At 66.8% G+C, this 18022-nt stretch carries 18 protein-coding genes; 6 read left to right on the top strand and 12 right to left on the bottom strand.

Annotated features, from left to right (window positions below):
* Positions 1-27: 27 nt before the first annotated feature.
* From QFZ42_RS13930 to QFZ42_RS13875, 12 genes are all read right to left on the bottom strand, one after another.
* Positions 28-579, bottom strand: a complete 552-nt coding sequence (locus QFZ42_RS13930; protein WP_307701516.1) for an MxaK protein — start codon at positions 577-579, stop codon at positions 28-30.
* Positions 576-1577: a vWA domain-containing protein gene (locus QFZ42_RS13925; RefSeq protein ID WP_307701515.1), complete on the bottom strand. Its 1002-nt coding sequence runs from the start codon at positions 1575-1577 to the stop codon at positions 576-578. Before QFZ42_RS13925 ends, QFZ42_RS13930 begins: the two co-directional genes overlap by 4 nt.
* A gap of 13 nt (positions 1578-1590) precedes the next feature.
* Positions 1591-2460, bottom strand: coding sequence for a calcium incorporation protein MxaA (locus tag QFZ42_RS13920; protein ID WP_307701514.1), 870 nt, complete (start codon positions 2458-2460; stop codon positions 1591-1593).
* Entirely contained in the window at positions 2457-3332 is an 876-nt protein-coding gene (locus QFZ42_RS13915; RefSeq protein ID WP_307701513.1) for a DUF58 domain-containing protein, read from the bottom strand. The genes QFZ42_RS13920 and QFZ42_RS13915 overlap by 4 nt, the downstream gene beginning before the upstream one ends.
* A gap of 4 nt (positions 3333-3336) precedes the next feature.
* The gene (locus QFZ42_RS13910; protein WP_307701512.1) at positions 3337-4356 is read right to left on the bottom strand and encodes an AAA family ATPase; all 1020 of its coding nucleotides are present in this window, start codon (positions 4354-4356) and stop codon (positions 3337-3339) included.
* Positions 4357-4378: 22 nt separating this feature from the next.
* On the bottom strand, positions 4379-4924 hold the full coding sequence (locus QFZ42_RS13905) for an SRPBCC family protein (RefSeq protein ID WP_307701511.1): 546 nt from the start codon (positions 4922-4924) through the stop codon (positions 4379-4381).
* 45 nt (positions 4925-4969) lie between these two features.
* Positions 4970-5959, bottom strand: coding sequence for a YncE family protein (locus QFZ42_RS13900; RefSeq protein ID WP_307701510.1), 990 nt, complete (start codon positions 5957-5959; stop codon positions 4970-4972).
* A gap of 25 nt (positions 5960-5984) precedes the next feature.
* A complete protein-coding gene (locus QFZ42_RS13895) occupies positions 5985-6356 on the bottom strand; it encodes a hypothetical protein (RefSeq protein ID WP_307701509.1) in 372 nt (123 codons plus the stop codon).
* A gap of 32 nt (positions 6357-6388) precedes the next feature.
* The gene (locus QFZ42_RS13890) at positions 6389-7096 is read right to left on the bottom strand and encodes a hypothetical protein (RefSeq protein ID WP_307701508.1); all 708 of its coding nucleotides are present in this window, start codon (positions 7094-7096) and stop codon (positions 6389-6391) included.
* Between the two features lie 14 nt (positions 7097-7110).
* Positions 7111-8010 carry a substrate-binding domain-containing protein gene (locus tag QFZ42_RS13885; protein WP_307701507.1) on the bottom strand — a complete coding sequence of 300 codons (900 nt, stop codon included), beginning with the start codon at positions 8008-8010 and terminating at the stop codon, positions 7111-7113.
* Positions 8007-8414, bottom strand: a complete 408-nt coding sequence (locus QFZ42_RS13880; RefSeq protein WP_093011263.1) for a c-type cytochrome — start codon at positions 8412-8414, stop codon at positions 8007-8009. Before QFZ42_RS13880 ends, QFZ42_RS13885 begins: the two co-directional genes overlap by 4 nt.
* A gap of 128 nt (positions 8415-8542) precedes the next feature.
* On the bottom strand, positions 8543-10318 hold the full coding sequence (locus tag QFZ42_RS13875) for a methanol/ethanol family PQQ-dependent dehydrogenase (protein ID WP_373423390.1): 1776 nt from the start codon (positions 10316-10318) through the stop codon (positions 8543-8545).
* A gap of 562 nt (positions 10319-10880) precedes the next feature.
* Between QFZ42_RS13875 and QFZ42_RS13870 the strand changes: the two genes are divergently transcribed.
* From QFZ42_RS13870 to QFZ42_RS13845, 6 genes are read left to right on the top strand one after another with little or no spacing between them, the layout of a single operon-like run.
* Entirely contained in the window at positions 10881-11594 is a 714-nt protein-coding gene (locus tag QFZ42_RS13870) for an ABC transporter ATP-binding protein (protein ID WP_307701505.1), read from the top strand.
* Positions 11595-11632: 38 nt separating this feature from the next.
* The gene (locus QFZ42_RS13865; RefSeq protein ID WP_307701504.1) at positions 11633-12649 is read left to right on the top strand and encodes a PQQ-dependent catabolism-associated beta-propeller protein; all 1017 of its coding nucleotides are present in this window, start codon (positions 11633-11635) and stop codon (positions 12647-12649) included.
* The gene (locus QFZ42_RS13860) at positions 12646-13836 is read left to right on the top strand and encodes a branched-chain amino acid ABC transporter substrate-binding protein (RefSeq protein ID WP_307701503.1); all 1191 of its coding nucleotides are present in this window, start codon (positions 12646-12648) and stop codon (positions 13834-13836) included. The genes QFZ42_RS13865 and QFZ42_RS13860 overlap by 4 nt, the downstream gene beginning before the upstream one ends.
* Positions 13818-14705, top strand: coding sequence for an ABC transporter permease (locus QFZ42_RS13855; protein ID WP_307701502.1), 888 nt, complete (start codon positions 13818-13820; stop codon positions 14703-14705). Before QFZ42_RS13860 ends, QFZ42_RS13855 begins: the two co-directional genes overlap by 19 nt.
* Entirely contained in the window at positions 14702-15697 is a 996-nt protein-coding gene (locus QFZ42_RS13850; RefSeq protein ID WP_307701501.1) for a tripartite tricarboxylate transporter substrate binding protein, read from the top strand. Before QFZ42_RS13855 ends, QFZ42_RS13850 begins: the two co-directional genes overlap by 4 nt.
* A 14-nt stretch (positions 15698-15711) precedes the next feature.
* Entirely contained in the window at positions 15712-18006 is a 2295-nt protein-coding gene (locus tag QFZ42_RS13845; protein ID WP_307701500.1) for a TonB-dependent receptor, read from the top strand.
* Positions 18007-18022 lie beyond the last annotated feature (16 nt).

The following is an 18022-nucleotide window of genomic DNA, read 5'->3' as shown; positions in this document are numbered from 1 at the left end:
GCCATCGCGCAGGCAGCGGCCGCAGCCTCACGGCAGGTCCCCGGCAACAAAGCCCGGAACCCGGACCCGCCGCTGCTCGTGCGCCGGCTGCTGCTCGGCGGAAAAGGCTTCCTGGTCTTCGGGCGCGAGGCGCAGCGCACGCTCCAGGTTGTAGCGCGCATCCCAGTCCTGCGGCGCGGCGCGCAGCAGGTCGCGCAGCCGCTGCTTGCCCAGTTCGAACAGGGGCAGGGCGCCGGCCTCTTGCGCCATGCCCTGGCGCAGGTACATGTTGCCGAGGTTGAAAAGCGCCTCCTGCGCCACAGGGTCGCGCTCGCCGCCCTGGATCAGCGCCGCGTAGCCCTTGAGCGCGGCATCGTGCGCCCCGGCTTTGGACAGCGCCAGTGCTTGTGCAAGCTGCAGTTGGCGCGGCGCCGATACGGGTGCGGGCGCCGCGTCCTTGCCGACCGGGGCGGCCGCGATGCGGGCGATCTCCGCGTTGAGGTCCATCGTCTGGCGCAGGCGCAACCCGCGCTCCAATGCCGTGCCGACGCAGCACAGGCTCAACACACCGAACATCAGGTGAACGGTACGCCGCTTCATGCGTTTTTCCGCCAGCTCTGCAGTTGCACGGCACGGCAGGCGAGCAGGCCGGCGCAGCACAGCATCGCCGCAACATAGAAGGCAGCGCCGTGGTCGCGCCGCGGCACGCGCTCGTGAATCGTCAGCGGAAAATTCTGCTGACGGTCGATCTCGGCCATGGCGGCCGCCATGGCGTTGGAATCGTCCACCTGGTAGAGCCGGTAGGGCGTGCTCAATGTCTTGAAGAACTGGTGCAGCGCCAGTTCTTCGCCGAGGCCATAGGCCGACACCGTTTCGGTGTTGAGGTTGGGCGAGTTGGGGCCGCTGCGCACGTAGATCCAGTAGAGGCCGATCTTCTCGCGCGCCAGGCCGGCATGAACGCGCTGGCGCGTCGCCTCGTCGAGCTGGGCGCCGCCGTCCGAGACGACCAGGATCACGCGGCTGCCCGAATAGCTGCGGCCTTCGAACTCTTCGATGGCCGCCAGCAGCGCGGCGCCCATGCGGGTTTCAGGCAAGCCGCGGCCGATGGCCGTGGCGGCGAGCGCGGCCTGCACGGTGTCCGTCTTCTGCGTGAAGGGCACCGCCACGATCGGCACCGTGCTGAAGGTCATGAAGGCAAACCGGTTGTCGGGCCGCTTGGCGACGAATTCGCCCAGCAGGTCGCGCACGACCTTGGCCTTGGGCTCCTGCGACATGCGGCCCGCGGTCTGCAGGCCGTTGGTGTGAACGGTGGCGTCCATGCTGCTGCTGCGGTCCATGAGAATGAGCACCTCCGCGCCGCGCCCGGGCCGCTCGACCACCGCGCCCGACTGCCCGGGTCCCGCAAGGCCGAGAACGGTGAACACCATGGCGCCGACCGCGAACGCACGCCACAGAAAACCGACAAGGCGGCCGATGCGATCCGACGGCAGCCAGGCCAGGTAGGAGAAGCCCAGCGTGTCGCTGCGCCGGCGCAAGAGCGGCAGCAGCGCGAGCGGAAGCAAAGCGAGCATCCAGGGCTGGGCGAGGTCGAAGCGCATGGCTCTGCTCCCGTCAATGCCGGTGGCGCTTTTCCGCATTGCGCAGGGCACGGCACAGCGGCTTGAGCGGATAGGCGGCGTGAGCCTCTGCCGACGCGGCGGCGCTCTCGGCAAAGAAGAAGCGCCGCGTCGACTCGCGATAGAAATCTTCGAGACGCGGCTGCAGCGGCCGCAAATAGGGTGCATCCGCCAGCAGCCGCGGCAGGCTGGCGCCGTGCACCACGCGGCCGGCGCTCCGGTTCAGCGCGCGGTGCACCACGCGCCATGCTTCGGGGCTGGCGGGGTCGCCGATGCGTTTCAGCTCGCGCCAGGCGTGCGCGAACGGAAGCTGCTGCGCTTCGCGGGCGTTGCGCCACGCCCACCAGGCGAGCCATGCCAGAAGCACCGCCAGCAGTGCGAGGAACGAGAGCTTCAGGTGCCGTTCGACGGCGTAGGTCGGAAGCGCCGCCACGGGGCGGTCCGGCCGCAGCGGCTGCAGATCGCCTTGCCCCGGCACTTCGAGCGGTGTCAGCGGGCCGATGCTGACCGGCCAGGCAGGCAGTGCCAGCGCCGCGCCCGATGCGGTCGCAATGCTGAGCGCCGGCAGCGAGACGGCGGTCAGCGTGCGCGGGGCGTTGATGATCTGGTAGTCGATGGCCAGCCAGCGCCGCCCCTCGGCATCAGTCTCGATGCGCGACGGCCTGCGTTCGAGCCACAGGTCGATGCGCGCAGCGCTGGGCATTGCGCCGGGGCGCAGCGGCTGGCCGGCCTGCTCAAGCAGCACGCGCTGCGTGAGAACGTCGCCGATCACATGGCCGAAAGCGCGGGGCTGCTCGACCGTGGCGGCGCTTGCCGCGCCGGCAGCAATGGCGAGCGCCAGCACGGCCGCAAAGAGCCGGTTCATGCCGTCGTCTCCATGAAGTACCGCGTGAGCGCTTCGGCGTCGAAACGGCCGTTCAGGTGAAAGGGCGGCATGCCGTGCGCGTTGAACAAGGCGTTGAGTTCGGCGCGCCGCTTTGCGACCGACTCGCGCCACCGCGCGCGCAGCGATTCGCGCATCCACAGGCTGCGCCGCACGCCGGTTTCGGCATCGCTCAAGGCGACCAGCGCGCGAGCGTCCGGCGGCTCCATTTCCGCCGGGTCCCAGACCACCAGCGGAACGACGCAGGCCGGTGCGAACTGCGCGAGCAGTTCGCCGAGTGCGTCGATCGACCAGTGAAAGTCCGAAGCCAGGAACACCAGTCCGCCGCGGCCCACCAGGCGTTCGGTGGCGCGCCGCAGGCCCGCCAAGGCCCAGTCGTCGGTGGGCGGCGCACCGGTTGTCGCACGGCACTCGCGCAGCATGCGTGCCATCAGGCTGCCGTTGCCGCGGCTGTGGCGCGCGGGCACAAAGAGGTCTTCGCGTTCGCGCTGGTCGAAGGCCAGCAGGCCGACCGTGTCGCCGGCGCGAAATGCGCTGTAGCCCAGCGCCTCGACCAAGTCGGCCACCACGTCGAGTTTGCGCCGCTCGGCGCCGAAATGCATCGAGGCCGACACATCCACCACCACATGCACGGGGATGGCCACGCGCAGCCGATGAATGCGCACCAGCCAGTCGCCGCGGCCGTCGCACACGCTGGCGCGCAGATCGATGCGGCGTGGGTCCGGGTGGTCGAACAACCGCCGGTGCGCGGCAAATTCCTGCCCGCTGCCCTGGCTCAGGCCGCGCTGCGCACCCGGCCGCCAACCGCCAAAGCGGCGCGGCAGCTGGTAGTGGAATTCGTCGATGCGCTCCATGGCATCACGGCGCCGCGATCTTGTCCATGATCTGCGCCACCAGCGCCTCCGACAGCTCAGCACGGCGCAACTCGTACACCGGCGTAAAGAACACGCGGTGGCCGAGCACCGAGGGCAGCACCGCCGCAAGATCGGCCGGTTCCAGGTGCGAGCGCCCCTCGAGCCAGGCCACCGTGCGCGCGGCGCGCAGCAGCGCGCTCATGCCGCGCGGGCTGGCACCGGCGAGGATCAGGCGGTCCATGTCCACGCCGTCGAGCCGGAGGCCGAACTTCTGCGGCGCTTCGGTGGCCTCCCACACATCGAGCACATAGCGCTCGATGGTCTCGCTCGCACTCACGCTGCGCTGCACCTCTGCGCCGATGGCGTTGAGCCGGTCCCAGGGCAGGATGGCGGGCGCCACCTTGTCGATCAGGCTTTCGGTGTCGTGGTAGGCCGTATCGAACACCAGCGACTGGCGAATGCCGCGGTCGGCGGGCTTGGGCATGTTCAGCTCGAACATGAACCGGTCGCGCGCCGCCGAAGCCAGCTCGAAAGTCTCTTCGCGCTCGACCTTGTTGCGGTCGGCAAACACCGTCATGTGGGGAAAGCTGTACTCGCGGTCGAAGGCCGATACCGTGCGCTCGGCCATGGCGCGCAACAGCAGCGATTGCACCTGTGGCCGGGCCCGGTTGATCTCGTTGAAAAAGAAAGTGACCAGCCGTTCGCCGTGGCGCAGCAGCGGCCCCGGGTCGATGCGGGGCCGCCCTTCGGCATCGACGTAGGTGTGATAGATCAGATCGCCCGGCATCAGGTCGACCGTGCCCTCCACACGCTCGAAATCGCCGCCGATGGCGCGCGAAAAAGCGCGCAGCACGGTCGTCTTGCCCACCCCCACGTCGCCCTCGAGCAGCACGTGGCCGCGCGCGAACAGCGCCACGTTGATGAGCCGGATCGTCTCGGCCTGCCCGATGATCGCTTTCGCGACTTCGCTCTCGAGGCGCAGCGCGAGGCGTCTCCAGTCTTCGAGTTGTTCTTCGGTGCCCATGGTGTTGCGTCCGACGGCCGGGCTATTTCGATTCCATCATCTTCTTGAGGTTGGCAAGGCCGCCGCGGTACACACCGGTCACGGCCTTGAGCGCGGCTTCGTCGTTGAGTTCCGGCGGCGGATTGTTATTGGGAAAGCCGCGGTAGAACGCGCCGCGCCATTCGACGACAGACTTGCCGCCGTCCGCCACCACGCTCAGGGTGGAGGTGTAGTTGGTGACCGGCAGCGCGCCGCCGTCCTTGGCGCGGTAGCTGTATTTCTTCTGTGCGTCGTCGTAGCTTTCGAGCGTTTCGACGAGCGTGCCGCCATCCTTGAGCTTGACGGTGCGGACCGAGCCTTCGGCGTTGCCCTTGTCGGCGGGGCTGTCCGCCACCGCGGGATGCCAGTCCTTCAGGGCGTTGAAGTTCTTGATCTTTGCCCACACCGCATCGGCCGGCGCCTCGATGGTGACTTTCTCGCTGGCCTTCTGGCGCGTCGGCCCATGGGCCAGGCTGGCAGAGGATGCGGCGAGAAGAAGGGATGCGAGAACGACAGAAAGAGCTCGTCGGCTGGAAGGATGAGTCAGCATGGAAGCGTCCGTGATGAAGTAGGGAAAGGTCGGTCGAAAAAAACGTCAGGGCTCGATCGGCGCGCCGATGAAGGCGCCGAACCCGCGGCTGTTCTGCCCCGTGGCAATGGTCTTGAGCTTCTGTCCGCTCGCGGCGTCGAGCACTTGCACGTTGTCGTCCATCCAGTTGACGACATACACGCGGTCGCCGTGCGCGGCAATGCCTTCGGGATACCCGAAGCCGGGGAGGGTGCGCAGCACCTTCAGCGAGGCCGTGTCGATCACGCTGACGGTGTCTTCGTGCTGGTTGGTCACATAGAGCAGCGCGCCGCCCTGAGCCAGCGCCGCGCCGTAAGGGGCCTTGCCCACCTTCACTGTTGCAATGACAGCCGGCCGGCGAACGTCGCGCAGGTCGATCACCGACACGTCGTTGCTCTGCACGTTGAGCGCGTAGAGCCGGGAGCGCGGAGCGTCGTAGAGCAGCGCGAACGGATGGCTGCCGACGCCCACGCGTGCCGCCACCCGGCGGGCTGCGGTGTCGACCACGGCCACGCTGTCGTCGTCGCGCTCGGCCACGAACACGGTGGCGCCGTCGGAATGTGCGGCCACGCCCGCCGGCGCATGGCCGACGGCAATCGAGGCCAAGGGCTTCGAGGCTTTGGCAGTCAGTGCGTCGAACAGCAGCAGCCGGCTGCTGTACCAATCGGCCACGTACAGGTGTTTGCCGTCGCCCGAAATGTCGATGCCCACCGGCCCGTCTCCCGCCCGCAGCGTGTTCACCACCTTCTGCAGGCGCATGTCGATGACCGAGATCGTCTTGCTGTCGGGGTTGGAAACGAAGGCCCGGCCCGCGCGGCTGGAGGCCACCACACCGGCCGGCGACCGGCCCACCGGAACAGTGGCAACCACCTGCTGCGATGCCAGGTCGATCACCGACACGTCATGGCTGCCCTGGTTGGTGATGTAGGCAAAAGGCGCGGCCCAGGCCCAGGCCGCGGCGCAGCAGAGCACCGTCGCTGCAAACCCGGTGCGCACAGGTGTTGCGTAACCCGTCATCGCCATGTGCCCGGGCTGTCGCGGCTCAGCGCGCGGTGGGAGGGCCGATGAAGCAGCCCTTGTTCACCTTGGCTTGCAGCGCCTTGTAGCGCTTGATGTCGGCCTGCAGCTTTTCAGAGTCGCGGATGTAGCCGCCGCGCTCGCCGCCGATGGTGGTGGCCTTGGCCGCGGTGCTCAGGTCGACATATTCCGAATACTTGACTTCCCTGGCCATGGCGTCGACCGCGCAAGAGCATTTGCTCGTCATCTCGAACTTGCCCGCGTCCGGATGCGCGGTGATGCATTCCTGCACGTACAGCACGCGATCGATGGTGGGAAAGTCGTTTGCATGCGGCGGGGCGCCATGAACGGCCATGGGGAGGCCGAGAAGACAAAGCATGCGCAAGATTTTTTTCATGGCGTTCGCTGGAAGATCTGGAAATGGCCGAGCTAGCGCGCCGGTGCCTTGGCCCCGTCGATGAGCAGTTCCTCGACGAGCAGGGGCTGGACAGCGGCGCTCTCGCCCGGTATGAAGGTGCGAATGCCGTAGACGCCGCCCGGCACTGCATCCGACAAGGTGAAGCGGTAGTTCTTGGTCGCAAACTTTTCGTACTTGGGCCGGTTCGGGTCGTCCAGGAAAGGACTGAACGCAATCTCCTTGCCCTTGACCGTGCGGCCCTGGTAGCGCAAAGACACGTCGCGCACCTCGGCGTCCTGGTAGATCGCCATGCGGATGCGCTTGCGAAAGTGGTTCTCGGAGCCGCGCGTGAGGCGCTTCATCTCGCGAACGTCGTGCTCCAGGAAGTAGAGGATGACGGGGTTGCCGTCGGCGGCGGGTACGTCGGGCACCGCCAGCTTGCGGGCGCCGCTCAGGAACACGCCTTTTGCATCGCAGCAGCCGCCGTTCGCTTTGGCAATGAGGGCCACGGTAACGTTGTCGGCAAAGGCTTCTTCGAAGCTGCCCGCCTTGCCGAAGGTATAGCGCAGCAGCATGGGCGCTTGCAGGCCCTGCAGCTGCGGCGTCATGAACAAGAGGCGCTCCGCCGCCGAGAAGTCGCGCTTGTCGGCCTCGGCGTGCGAGGCAAGGGGAGCACCGAGCAGGGCGCAGAGCAGGGCACAGGCGGAAGAACGAAGCGAAAAGGCAATGGCGAAGCGCATGGATGGAAAACCGGTCAGTTGTTGGGCGCTCCGAACGATGCATCGACCAGCGGAACGCCGTACTCCTTCAAGATGGCCTGGATCTCGGGCGCCTTCGATTCGATCAGCCCTTCGATCTGCTGCTTCCATTCGCGTTCGCCGTAGCGCACGCCCATCGCCATCTGGTAGTCGAGCCGCAGGCCTTTTTCGGACTTGAGCGGCACCACGACCAGCGCCGGAGTCTTGACACGCCGGGCGAAGAAGCCGGCAATCGGCCCCCAGACCACGACGGCGTCGAGCTTGCCTTCGGCCAGGTCTTTCTCGACGATCTCGCCCGGATACTGCGCGGGGTCGGCGCTCATGAGCTTGTAGGGCACGCCTTGCTCGAGCAGGCCATGCCGGTTGAGCCATTGCGAAGCCGGCGACCGGTCGTAGATGCCGATGCGCAGCGACTTGAGCTTGGCTGGATCGAGCTTCAGGAAATCTTCGGCCGAAGCCACGTTGTCCATGCCCTTGCCCTTGGGGAAGACCAGCGCATAGGTCGAGCGGTAGTAGGGCTTGGTCACCGAGACTTCATCGAGCCCAACGGGCACGCCCATCACGATGTCGCAAGGGTAGTCTTGCCCCGGCAGCTTGAAGCGCAGCGTGTTGCGAAAGAAGGCCATGCGCTGCGGAAACGAGTAGTAGACGACCGGCAGGCCGAGCGTCTTGCCGAACAGATCGGCGATGCGGTTCTCGATGCCTTCTCCCTTGGTGTTGGAGAAGGGCAGGTTGTTGGGGTCCTGGCAAACGCGGAATTCCTTGCGTGGCGGCGTTTCCTGCGCCTGGGCCGGAAGCACTGCGCAGCAGCATGCCGCGCCCACGAGACCCGCGAGGCCCGTCCGCAGTCGAGCGCCGAGGGAAAGGGGATTGGCAGCACGCTGCCGGGCGGTCATTTGTTTTCTTCCACTCGGGCGCGCGTGATTGCGCCGTCGGACCGGCCCTTCAGGTAGGCATAGAGCTGGTTGATGTTTTCCATCACCGCAGGGTTGTTGCCGAAGCTCTGCATGCCCTTGTCGAGCCGACCGTCGCGAACGGTCTTGATGAAGTCTTCCTTCTTCATGGTCTTGAGGCTGTTGATCAGCGAGGGGCCGACCATGCCTTCCTGGTTGGGTCCGTGGCAGCGGTCACACGCTGCGGAGCGCCAGGTGCGGAAACCCTTCATGGTTTCCGGGTCCACCTTGTAGCCGTCGGTTACTTTGTAGGGCGCGGGGTCCGGCGCGGCAGCGACGGCCAGTGTGCAGGCGACGCCGGCAAGCAGTACGAGGGAAGGCAGCAACGTTGACTTACGAAATTTCATGGCTCCAGGGTCTCCGGTATCTTTGAAGGTACGGGGGAGAGCCCTCGAGCGAGTGCTCTCCCTGTCCGCATGTTGCGTCTATCTGTCTCTCGACGCCTTGGTAATAACCTCAGTCGCTTGCTTCAACTTCAGTTGCTGGGCAGCGCAAACACGGTGAGCGAGCCGCCCAGTTCGGTGTATTGGCTCAGCTCCTTGTAGCCACCCACGGCACCCAGGCCTTCGGTGCTCTTCTCGGGGTCGATGCCCGCTGCCATGCCGATGCCGGCCCAGCCGCCGATGCCCGAGAACACGCCGATGTACTGCTTGCCCTTGTGCTCATAGGTGAACACGTTGCCGATGATCCCGGACGGCGTCTTGAACTTGAAGAGCTCCTTGTTGATGTCCTTGGCATCCACGCACTTCAGGTAGCCTTCCAGCGTGCCGTAGCAGGAGATCCCGCCGGCGGTGTTCAGCGAACCGCTCCACACCGAGAACTTCTCGGCCTTGGTCTGCACGATCTTGCCGGTGCCCGCGTCCCATGCAATGAAGTTGCCCATGCCGCCATGGCTGCCCGGCGTGGGGTACATCGAGAGCGTGGCGCCCACGTACGGCTGGCCCGCGGTGTACTCGACCTTGAACGGCTCGTAGTCCATGCAGACGTGGTTCGTCGGCACGTAGAAGAGCTTGGTGTTGGGGTCGTACGAGGCGGGTTGCTGGTCCTTGCTGCCGAGGGCGGCGGGGCAAACGCCCTTGGTGTTGACGTCGGCGCCGTTCTGCGCGGTGGAGTACTTGGCAACCACTTGCGGGCGGCCCGTCTTCATGTCGACGTGCGTGGCCCAGTTCACCTTGGGGTCGTACTTCTCGGCCACCAGCAGCGCACCGGTCACGCGGTCCAGCGTGTAGGCAAAGCCGTTGCGGTCGAAGTGCACCAGCGCCTTGGTGGGCTTGCCCTTGACGTTGATGTCCGCCAGGATCATTTCGTTGATGCCGTCGAAGTCCCACTCGTCATACGGCGTCATCTGGTAGACCCAGTTGACCTTGCCCGTGTCGACGTCGCGCGACCAGATGCTCATCGACCACTTGTTGTCGCCGGGCCGTTGCGCCGGGTTCCAGGTCGACGGGTTTCCGGTGCCGTAGTACACGGCATTGGTCGCCTTGTCGTAGCTGTACCAGCCCCAGGTGGTGCCGCCGCCGATCTTCCACTGGTCGCCCTTCCAGGTCTTCAGCGAAGAGTCCTTGCCTACGGGCGCCATCTTGCCGTCGGTCCAGGTCATGGTCTTGGCCGGGTCCATCAGCATTTCTTCGTCAGGCCCCGTGCTGAAGCCCTTCCAGGCCAGCTTGCCGTCCTTGATGTTGTAGGCGGCCAGGAAGCCGCGCACGCCGAACTCGCCGCCGCTGATGCCGGTGATGACCTTGTCCTTGAAGACGTGGGGCGCGTTGGTGTTGGTGGCACCGACCTTCGGATCGCCGTTCTTCACCGTCCACGCCACCTTGCCGGTCTTGGCATCGAGCGCAACCAGTGTGGTGTCGGCCTGTTGCAGGAAGACCTTTCCTTCGGCATAGGCAAGCCCGCGGTTCACCGTGTCGCAGCACATGACCGCGATCACTGACTGATCCTGCTTGGGTTCGTACTTCCACAGGATCTTCTGGGTCTCGACGTCGACCGCGAACACCTTGTTCGGGAACGGCGAGTGCAGGTACATCGTGCCGTCGACCACCAGGGGCGAGCCCTCGTGACCGCGCAGCACGCCGGTGGAGAACGTCCACGCGACCTGCATCTTGCCCACGTTGCTCTTGGTGATCTGATTCAACTTGCTGTAGCGCTGGTTGAACATATCGCCCGCTTGCGTGGCCCAGTTCTTGGAGTTGGCGATGTTTTTCTCTACATCGGCATTGGCAAGCGCCAAAGCCGGAAGAGCCAACATCGCGACGCCGATGTGCCGTACGAGACGGCCGGCGATCTGCCTGGAAAACTTCATAAATGTCTCCTCACATTTCAGTGGGTTTCGAACACGATCTGGCATCAGCCTGCGGATCTTTCGATCGCTTTGGCGAATGCTGCGGTCCGCAACATCCATGCCTGCCGTTTCATGCCGTGGCTGTCCCGCGGCGCGCTGTGCCCTCGATGCAAAGGCCTGCGGCTTCACTCGCAGGAGGGCATTGCGGCGCTGCACGCCCGCTGCTTGCGGCGGCGTGCCGCAATGGGAACTGAACCTAGGGAAATCCCGGGCGTTCGAAAGCATTGCGCAGTGCAGCACAACACCCATGCGGTTGCACGCGCACGGTGTGCGCATCCAAATTTGACGCAAAGTGTCTCGTGCGAAGTACGGATGCCCGGCGCCTGCGAGCCGCATCGGCGGCTGCACGGCCAAATGAGCAGGGACTCATCACAGTGAAAACCCTTGTGGGCCAGAGGCACAGAATTTGCGGCTCCAAGAGCAAACGGCAAATACCATTGAAATCCGAACAGCTCGACAAATTTCCTACATGCTGCGAACCATCGACTTAACCAAGCGCTATGGCACGCGCACGGCGCTTCGGTCGTTGTCGCTGCAGTTGGGTGCGGGCCAGTTCGTGGCATTGCTCGGCCCCAACGGCGCGGGCAAGTCGACCCTGTTCCAGGTGCTGACGGGCATGTTCGCCGCCGATGAAGGCGAGGTCGAAGTCGCCGGCCATTCGCTGCGCCGATCGGCCACTGCTGCACTGCGGCACATCGGCGTGGTGTTCCAGCAGATGTCGCTCGACCTGGACCTGAGCATCCGCCGCAACCTGCTGTTCCAGGCCGACCTGCACGGCCTGCCGCGGCGGCTGGCCGAAGAGCGCATTGCTTCGGCGTGCGAGCGCCTGAACATCGACGCGGACCTGAACCGCAAGGTGCGCGAACTGTCGGGTGGCAACCGGCGCAAGGTAGAGCTTGCGCGCGCGGGCCTGCACCGGCCGGCCGTGCTGCTGATGGACGAAGCCACGGTGGGGCTCGACCCGAAGTCGCGGCAGGATCTGCTGGCCGCGCTGCGGGCCGACGTGCGCGAGCGCGGCGTGTGCGTGCTGTGGGCCACGCACCGGGTCGAGGAAGCCGAAGAGGCCGACCGCGTGCTCGTGCTGCACAAGGGTTCCCTGCTGGCGGACGGCACGCCGGCGGAGGTGGGGCAGCTGCTCGGCGGCGCCACATTGGAGGCGGGCTTTATCGCGCGCACCGCCTGAACCAAGAAGAATTCGAGTCAAGAAAATGGAGACACCGCATGCCGCAACCTTCTTTGCTTTCGCTCCGTTGCGCCCCTGTTCGCGCGGCCTGCCGACCTAGCGCGATCGCGATCGCGTTCGTGCTGGCCGCCGCGGGCAATGCCGCACTGGCGCAAGGCACCGCCTATGTATCGAGCGAGAAGGACAGCGCGCTGACGATGATCGATCTCGGAACCCTGGCCGTGAAAGGCACCATTGCCACCTGCAAGCGCGCGCGCCACATCCAGCTGACGCCCGAGCGGCAGATCATGGTGGCGTGTACCGACTCCAACCAGGCCGACCTGATCGATCCCGCGAGCGGCAAGTCGGTGCGGCGCATTCCTCTCGGCGACGAGCCCGAGGCCTTCGACCTGTCGCCGGACGGCAAGGTCATCTATGTTTCCAACGAGGACGCGGGCGAGGCCAGCTTCATCGATACGGCCAGCGGCAAGAAGCTGCGCTCCGTGAAGGTGGGCGCGGAGCCTGAGGGCGTCAAGGTCAGTGCCGACGGCAAGACCCTGTACGTGACCTCGGAAGTGGCCAGCCTCGTGCACGTGATCGACACGGCGACCGGCAAGGTCGTGAAGAACGTCAAGGTCGGCAAGCGGCCGCGGCGCATGGCGATCACGCCCGACGGCAAGGAGCTGTGGGTCACCAACGAACTGGGCGCCAGCGTCAGCATCGTCTCGACCGCCACGCACGAAGTGATCGACACGCTGAAGTTCGAAGTGAAGGGCGCGCGCGCCGAAGACATCACGCCCGTCGGCATCCAGATGACGAGCGACGGCAAGCGGGCGTTCGTGGGCCTCGGCCGCGCCAATCACGTGGCGTTCGTCGACGTGGCCGCCCGCAAGGTCGGTTCGCTGGTGCTGGTCGGCAAGCGGGCCTGGAACGTCACGCTCGACAAGGCGCAGGCACGGCTGTACGTGGTCAACGGCCTGAGCGACGACGTGACGGTGGTCGATGTGGCCGGCGCCAAGGCCATCAAGAGCGTTCCGGTAGGGCGCGTGCCCTATGGGCTCGTGATCGTCGAATGAGGATGTACGCAACGGCATTCCGGTATGCGGGCGCGTGGTTGGCGGCTGCTTTCGGCCTCGGTCTTCTCGCTCCCATGGCGGTGGGCGCGGCGGTGCTCAAGGCGACCCTGATCACGCCCGGCGACGATCCCCGCCTGGAGCGTTCGCGCCTGGAACGGGCCTACCTCGGGCACCCGGGCGGTCCGCTTTCCGAAGGGCTCGAGGTCGCGCTCGAAGAAGCGAAATTCGAACTCGAGGCCACCGGCGCCGAGGTGGCGCTGGCCACCGCGCCGGCCGCTTCCATCGAGGCGGCGCGGGCCGCCGCGGTGGCCGCCGAGAAGGCGGGTGCCGCGGTGCTGCTGACCGACCTGCCGGCCGATTGGACGCTGGCGGTGGCCGATGCCGTGAAGTTGCCGGTACTGAACCTGAGCGATCCATCCGACCGGTTGCGCCAGCAGGACTGCCGCGCCCGCTTGTTCCACCTGATACCCAGCGAACGCATGCGCAGCGACGCGCTGGCGCAGACGCTGGTGTCGCGCAAATGGAGCAAGCTGCTCCTGCTGGTGGGCGGCAGCCCGCAGGACGCACTGCGTGCGGCGACCGTGCAGGCGTCGATCAAGCGCTACGGGTTGCAAGTGGTGGCCAGCAAGCCGTTCAAGCTCTCGGCCGACCCGCGCGAGCGCGACCTGGCCAATTCGCTGTTGCTCACGGCCGGCAACAGCTACGACGCCGTCTGGGTGGTCGACAGCGACGGCGAGTTCGCCCGAACGCTGCCGTACCGCACCGTGCTGCCGCGGCCGGTGGTCGGCGATGGCGGGCTGGTGCCTCTGGCCTGGCACGCGCAGTTCGAGCGCTACGGCGCGCCGCAGGTTTCGCGGCGCTTTGCCAAGGCCGCGAAGCGCCCGATGACCGCGCACGACTGGTCCGCGTGGATGGCCGGCAAGACGCTGGCGGCAGTCGCCATTGCCGCGCCCAAGGGTCCCAACACGGCCTGGGCACAGGCTATTGCCAAGAGCACGCTCGACGGTTCCAAGGGCACCGCCCTGAGCTTTCGCGCCTGGGACGGCCAGCTGCGCCAGCCCATGCTGCTGAGCGATGGGCAGGGCGTCATCGCGCAGGCGCCGGCCGAAGGCGTGCTGCATCCACGCAACGTGCTCGACACGCTGGGCGCCGATGCGCCGGAGAAGCTATGTCCGAACGCACGCTGAAAACCGAAACGCCCGCGGGCGAACACGCCGAGCCGGCGGCCCGGCGAGGTATTGGCCATGCCCTGCAGGCCATGCGCGCCATCATGCTGCGCGAGCTGTACAAATTCTCGCAGCAGACCGGGCGGCTGGTGTCGGCACTGGTGCGGCCGCTGCTGTGGCTGGCCGTGTTCGCCGCGGGCTTTCGCAATGTGTTCGGCGTGGCGATCGTCGAGCCCTACGACACCTACATTCCTTACGACGTGTACATCGTGCCGGGGCTGGTCGGCATGGTGCTGCTGTTCAACGGCATGCAGTCGTCGCTGGCGATGGTGTACGACCGCGAGATGGGCCTGATGCGCCTGTTGCTCACCGCGCCGCTGCCGCGGCCCTGGCTGCTGTTTTCCAAGCTGTGCGCCACCGCGCTGCTGTCGGTGCTGCAGGCGCTGGTGTTCGTGGTGGTGGCGGCGCTCATCGGCACCGAACTGCCGCTGCTGTCGCTCTCCGGGCTGCATGCGCTGGTGGCGCTGGCGGCCGGCGCGCTCATGCTGGGCGCGCTCGGGCTGCTGCTGTCGGTGCATATCAAGCAGCTGGAGAATTTCGCGGGCACGATGAATTTCGTCATCTTCCCGATGTACTTCCTGTCGACCGCGCTCTATCCGCTGTGGAAGCTGCAGGAGTCGGGCGCCGAGTGGGTGTACCAGCTGGCGCGCTTCAATCCCTTTACCTACGCGGTGGAATGGATCCGCTTCGCGCTCTATGGCAAGGACCCGGGCCTTGCCCCTTATGTGGTGCTGGGTTGCCTGATCGTCTTCTTCGGGTTTGCGTGCTGGGGCTACGACCCGCAGCGCGGTTTCGGCGGGCTGACCAAGCGCGGAGGAGGCGGGCCATGAGCGGGCAGGGCGGCTTCACCCGGCGCGGCTGGCTGCGCGATGCGGCTGCGCTGGCGCTGGGCGCGCTGCCCTTGGCGGGAGCGATGGCTTCGACCGAACCTTTTCCTTCGCGGCCCGTCACGCTGTGGGTGCCCTGGCCCGCGGGTGGCGCCACCGACATCTCGCTGCGGGTTCTGGCCGACCTGGCTTCCGCCGCGCTGGGCCAGACGGTGCTGACCGAAAACCGCGGCGGCGCCGGCGGCACACTCGCGATGCCGGTGCTGCAGCAGGCACGGCCCGACGGCTACACCATCGCCCAGATGCCGCAGCCGGTGTTCCGCGCGCCGCACACGCAGAAGGTGCTGTGGGACCCGATCCGCGATGTGACACCGATCATCCAGGTCTCCAGCGTGACCTTCGGCGTGCTGGTGGCGGCCGGCAGCCCCGTGCGTTCGCTCGACGACATGTTTGCATTCGCGCGCGCGCGGCCCGGCGAGCTGACCATTGCCACCAACGGCATCGGCACCACGCCGCACATGGTGCTGGAGGCGCTGTTCACGGCGCGCGGCTTGCGCTACATCCACGTGCCGTACAAGGGCACGGCCGAGCAACTGAATGCGATCGCGGGCGGGCAGGTGATGGCCGGCGTCAATTCCACGGGCTTTGGGCCGGCCGTCGATGCGGGCACGCTGCGGCTGCTGGCGATTTTTTCCGGCGAGCGGTCGAAGCGTTGGCCGCAGGTGCCCGTTCTGCGCGAGCTCGGCTTCGACATCGTGGCCAAGTCGCCCTACGGACTGGCCGGACCGCGCGGCATGTCGCCGAGGGTGGTAGCGGTGCTGCATGACGCTTTCAAGAAGGCCATGTTCGACCAGCGCTTCAAGGACGAGCTCGCCAAGTACGACCAGGAGGTCGATTACCTCGGGCCGGAGGCCTACGCGCAGTCTTGCCGGGAAATCTTCGCGCAGGAGCGCGCCATCGTCGAAAAGCTGGGCCTCACGCGCACCGGCACCTGAGGGAGGAGAACACCGTGAGCCGACCGAACCCGCAAACGACCCGCCGGCTGATCGGCCTTGCCGTGGCCGCCGCGGCCTGCCCCCTGACCGGGCAGGCGCAGGAACTCGCGGCGCAGGCCGGCAGCCTGCCCACCGTCGAGGTGGTCAGCGCCACGCCCGTGCCGGGCATCGAGGTGCCGAAGGACCAGATCCCGTCGAACGTGCAGACCGCGGACGACCGGAGCTTGCGCCGCGCGCAGAGCCTGAACCTGCCGGATTTCATGGCCACGCAGATGCCGAGCGTGAACGTGAACGAGATCCAGGGCAATCCGTACCAGGTGGACGTGAACTACCGCGGCTTCAGTGCGAGCCCGGTGCTCGGAACGCCGCAGGGGCTGTCGGTGTACCAGGACGGCGTGCGCATCAACGAGCCCTTTGGCGACGTGGTGAACTGGGACCTGATCCCGAAGGCGGCCATCTCGAGCATCACGCTGCTGCCGGGTTCCAACCCGCTGTTCGGCCTGAACACGCTCGGCGGTGCGCTGTCGCTGCAGACCAAGCGCGGCGACACGCACCCCGGCACCGAACTGGAGTTGCAGGCCGGCTCCTTCGGCCGCGTGAGCACCGAGCTCACGCACGGCCGCAAGCTGGCCGAAGGCGGGCACCTGTTTCTCGCGTTCGGCGGGCTCAATGAAGACGGCTGGCGTAACTTTTCGCCGTCACGCGTGAGGCAGCTGTTTGCCAAGGTCGGGCAAGACAGCGGCAAGCTTTCATGGGACCTGAGCTTCACCCATGGCGACAACCGCATGGTGGGCAATGGCTTGCTGCCCGAATCCATGCTGATGCAGAACCGAAAGCAGGTGTACACGCGGCCCGACCGCACCGAGAACCGCATGTCGATGCTCACGCTCAACGGCAGCTATCGCCTGAGCGACGTGCAGACGATTTCCATGACCGCGTACACGCGGCGCTCGCGCTACAGCACGCTCAACGGCGACCTCAACGACGATTTCAATCCGCCCGACGTCGAAGCCTCGGGCGTGGAGAACCGCACCTACACGCGCCAGCGCAGCGAAGGCGTGGCGCTGCAGTCGACCTACACCGCGGGCATTCACCAGCTCACCTTCGGTGCTTCGGTCGATCGCGCACGCACGCGCTTCCTGCAGACCGAAGCGGAAGGTTTTCTCGACGCCACGCGCGCTGTGGTGCCGCAGGAAGAGGCCGAGGCCGACGCGCTGCTCGCTGGCAAGAGCCGCACGATGAGCCTCTATTTTTCCGACCTGGTCACGCTGCAGCCGAACCTGCAGCTGAGCCTTTCGGGCCGCTACAACGACACCCGCGTGTCCACCCGCGACGATGGGCGCGCCTTGCTCGGGCTTTCGACCCAGCTCGACGGCGAAGGCCGCTACAAGAAGTTCAATCCCGCCATCGGGCTCACATGGCAGGCCACGCCGCGGCTCACCGCCTATGCCGGCTGGAGCCAGGGCAGCCGCGCGCCGAGCCCGATCGAGCTGGGCTGCTCCGACCCGGCCAACGCCTGCGTGCTGCCCAATGCGCTGCAGTCCGATCCGCCGCTCAAGCAGGTGGTGTCGCAGACCTTCGAAACCGGGTTGCGCGGCACGCTCGACCATGGGCTGCGGTGGAACGCCTCGGTGTTCCGCACGGTCAACAAGGACGACCTGCTGTTCGTCAGCAGCGGGCTTTCGCGCGGCTACTTCAGCAACTTCGGACGCACCCTGCGCCAGGGCGTGGAACTGGGCCTTTCGCAGCAGAACGACAGGCTGGACTGGTCGCTGTCGTACAGCTACCTGCGCGCAAGGTACGACTCGCCGGCGTGCCTGGTGTCCGAATCGAACAGCAGCGCCGAGACCAACGCCGCATGCACCGGCGAAGGCGAGATCGCGGTGCGGCCCGGCGATCGCCTGCCGGGCCTGCCGGCGCACTCGCTCAAGCTCAACGTCGACTGGCGCGTGACACCAAGCTGGAGCCTGGGCGCGCAGTACCGCGTCTATTCGCGGCAGACTGTGCGCGGCAACGAGAACGGCTTGCACGCGCCCGACGGCGCCGACTTCAGCGGCAGCGGCCGCATCGGCGGCTATGCGCTGCTCGACCTCACCACGCGCTGGAAGCTCGGTCGCAACGTGGAGCTTTTCGCCAAGGTGGCGAACGTGTTCAACCGCCGCTATGCCACCGCCGGCCAGCTGGGCCGCAACGGATTCGACGCCGGCGGCGCAGTGTCGGCGCCTGATGCATGGCGCAACGCCCAGTTCGTGGCACCTGGCGCGCCGCGCGCGGTGTGGATCGGCGTGAGGATGCAGCTGGGCGTCTGAGCCGCGCGCCGAAAAG

The sequence above is a fragment of the Variovorax paradoxus genome (assembly GCF_030815855.1).
Lineage (GTDB): Bacteria > Pseudomonadota > Gammaproteobacteria > Burkholderiales > Burkholderiaceae_C > Variovorax > Variovorax paradoxus_M.
The sequence above is the reverse complement of the archived record's forward strand: the minus strand, read 5'-3'. Positions and strand labels throughout refer to the sequence as shown.

What these genes read in the sequence shown, in the direction of transcription:
- QFZ42_RS13930 (WP_307701516.1), bottom strand. Translation starts at nt 579, where the DNA reads ATGAAGCGGCGTACCGTTCACCTGATGTTCGGTGTGTTGAGCCTGTGC.
- QFZ42_RS13925 (WP_307701515.1), bottom strand. Translation starts at nt 1,577, where the DNA reads ATGCGCTTCGACCTCGCCCAGCCCTGGATGCTCGCTTTGCTTCCGCTC.
- QFZ42_RS13920 (WP_307701514.1), bottom strand. Translation starts at nt 2,460, where the DNA reads ATGAACCGGCTCTTTGCGGCCGTGCTGGCGCTCGCCATTGCTGCCGGC.
- QFZ42_RS13915 (WP_307701513.1), bottom strand. Translation starts at nt 3,332, where the DNA reads ATGGAGCGCATCGACGAATTCCACTACCAGCTGCCGCGCCGCTTTGGC.
- QFZ42_RS13910 (WP_307701512.1), bottom strand. Translation starts at nt 4,356, where the DNA reads ATGGGCACCGAAGAACAACTCGAAGACTGGAGACGCCTCGCGCTGCGC.
- QFZ42_RS13905 (WP_307701511.1), bottom strand. Translation starts at nt 4,924, where the DNA reads ATGCTGACTCATCCTTCCAGCCGACGAGCTCTTTCTGTCGTTCTCGCA.
- QFZ42_RS13900 (WP_307701510.1), bottom strand. Translation starts at nt 5,959, where the DNA reads ATGACGGGTTACGCAACACCTGTGCGCACCGGGTTTGCAGCGACGGTG.
- QFZ42_RS13895 (WP_307701509.1), bottom strand. Translation starts at nt 6,356, where the DNA reads ATGAAAAAAATCTTGCGCATGCTTTGTCTTCTCGGCCTCCCCATGGCC.
- QFZ42_RS13890 (WP_307701508.1), bottom strand. Translation starts at nt 7,096, where the DNA reads ATGCGCTTCGCCATTGCCTTTTCGCTTCGTTCTTCCGCCTGTGCCCTG.
- QFZ42_RS13885 (WP_307701507.1), bottom strand. Translation starts at nt 8,010, where the DNA reads ATGACCGCCCGGCAGCGTGCTGCCAATCCCCTTTCCCTCGGCGCTCGA.
- QFZ42_RS13880 (WP_093011263.1), bottom strand. Translation starts at nt 8,414, where the DNA reads ATGAAATTTCGTAAGTCAACGTTGCTGCCTTCCCTCGTACTGCTTGCC.
- QFZ42_RS13875 (WP_373423390.1), bottom strand. Translation starts at nt 10,318, where the DNA reads ATGTTGGCTCTTCCGGCTTTGGCGCTTGCCAATGCCGATGTAGAGAAA.
- QFZ42_RS13870 (WP_307701505.1), top strand. Translation starts at nt 10,881, where the DNA reads ATGCTGCGAACCATCGACTTAACCAAGCGCTATGGCACGCGCACGGCG.
- QFZ42_RS13865 (WP_307701504.1), top strand. Translation starts at nt 11,633, where the DNA reads ATGCCGCAACCTTCTTTGCTTTCGCTCCGTTGCGCCCCTGTTCGCGCG.
- QFZ42_RS13860 (WP_307701503.1), top strand. Translation starts at nt 12,646, where the DNA reads ATGAGGATGTACGCAACGGCATTCCGGTATGCGGGCGCGTGGTTGGCG.
- QFZ42_RS13855 (WP_307701502.1), top strand. Translation starts at nt 13,818, where the DNA reads ATGTCCGAACGCACGCTGAAAACCGAAACGCCCGCGGGCGAACACGCC.
- QFZ42_RS13850 (WP_307701501.1), top strand. Translation starts at nt 14,702, where the DNA reads ATGAGCGGGCAGGGCGGCTTCACCCGGCGCGGCTGGCTGCGCGATGCG.